We start from the raw sequence: 1,546 nt of genomic DNA, 5'->3' as shown, positions 1-1,546 counted from the left end.
ATGGGTGCTGAGATGGTCACTCCACGAAGGCATCACAATGTGCCAAGATTGGATAAGTGTTCAGCAAATCAATCTAACCATGGAGTGACCAAAATGAAATGTAGCGTAATTAGTATCGACCTAGCAAAGAATATTTTTCAAATATGTGTATTAGATGAAAATAGAAAAGTGCTGTTTAACAAAAAAGTAAAACGCTCTGAACTGTTACACGAACTAAGGCAGTTTGAACCTACGTTAGTCGTGATGGAAGCTTGTTATAGCTCAAATCCATGGGGAAGAAGAATTGAAAAGCTAGGGCATACTGTCAGATTAATTCCGCCTTTTGTCGTTAAACCTTTTGTGATTGGCAATAAAAATGATGCCAATGACGCTCTCGCGATTGCTGAAGCCTCATTAAGACCAACAGTTCGTTTTGTTGCGGTTAAATCGACTGAGCAACAAGACATTCAATCACTACAACGGATTGCTGAACGATTGGTAAAAACAAGAACGGGTGACGTGAATCAGTTAAGAGGTTTATTGTCTGAGTACGGCGTAGTGGTTGGAACGGGTATCACGACTTTGATGAACGCAGTACCTGATATCGTTGAAGATGCGAATAATGAATTAACGTCGATAGCACGCAGTTTTATCCTACGTATTTATCGTAATATACAACGAATAAGTGTTCAAATTGAAGCAGTGAAAATAGAGTTGATCGACCTAATTAAAGACAAAGATGAATATGCATTGTTACAAAGCATACCAGGTATCGGGCCTATTATTTCAGCCGCTTTAATGGCATCAGTCGGTGATGCGGGGGCCTTTAAAAATGGCAGGCAGCTAGCCGCTTGGATTGGCCTAACACCGACACAATATGCCAGTGGTGAAACGAATCGAATGGGTAAAATAAGTAAGCGGGGCAATAGTTCGCTTAGAAAGTACCTAATTCATGGTGCGCGCACGGTACTGAACTGGTGCGAGAAAAAAGGCGATGTATTGAGTTGTTGGCTGAAAAAGCTAAAAGAGCGAATGCATGGGTGTAAAGCAGTGGTTGCTTTGGCCAATAAGCTGGCCAGAATCATTTGGTCGGTATTAACGACTAAGCAGCCCTTTGATGTGACTAAAGCTTGCGCATAATAAAGCACACTGAATAGATAGAATATGAAAAATAATTTAATTAATCCACCACCCTAAACGGTAATAAGCATTGATGATTTAAAACGGTTTGTCTTACTCGGAACCTCAGCTGGACTTCTGCCTTTTAAGGTATAATGGGTGCAAAGGCGAGTAAGACTTCTTCTGGAATTCAGGAGGGCGCGGCTTCCCATAAAGTAGCCATTAAGACGCCGGATATATGTCAAGAAACCGTTATCTCTATGATGTAAAGAGCAGTTTAGACAAAGGTGATTTATCGACTAAAACGATCCTGTACAAAAGACAAGTTTAATCAGGAAAACACCCCTTTATTAATAAGGGTGACGAGTCTTCTGTACGTAATCAATTATTAAACAGAAAATAAAAATCAATCTAATCTTGATTTATAAAGAGTGACCATATATGTCCA

Annotated in this window: 1 protein-coding gene; it reads left to right on the top strand. The window is 39.8% G+C overall.

The features are described 5' to 3' along the window. Window positions 1-93 precede the first annotated feature (93 nt). Window positions 94-1,119 (top strand): IS110 family transposase, encoded by a 1,026-nt coding sequence (locus tag SP041_RS20630; protein ID WP_025563602.1) that lies wholly within the window; start codon window positions 94-96, stop codon window positions 1,117-1,119. The last annotated feature ends 427 nt before the right edge of the window (window positions 1,120-1,546 follow it).

This window comes from Psychromonas sp. SP041, assembly GCF_000470315.2.
Classification (GTDB): Bacteria; Pseudomonadota; Gammaproteobacteria; order Enterobacterales; family Psychromonadaceae; genus Psychromonas.
Note: the sequence above shows the minus strand (reverse complement) of the source record. Positions and strands in the feature narration are given on the sequence as shown.

What these genes read in the sequence shown, in the direction of transcription:
- SP041_RS20630 (WP_025563602.1), top strand. Translation starts at nt 94, where the DNA reads ATGAAATGTAGCGTAATTAGTATCGACCTAGCAAAGAATATTTTTCAA.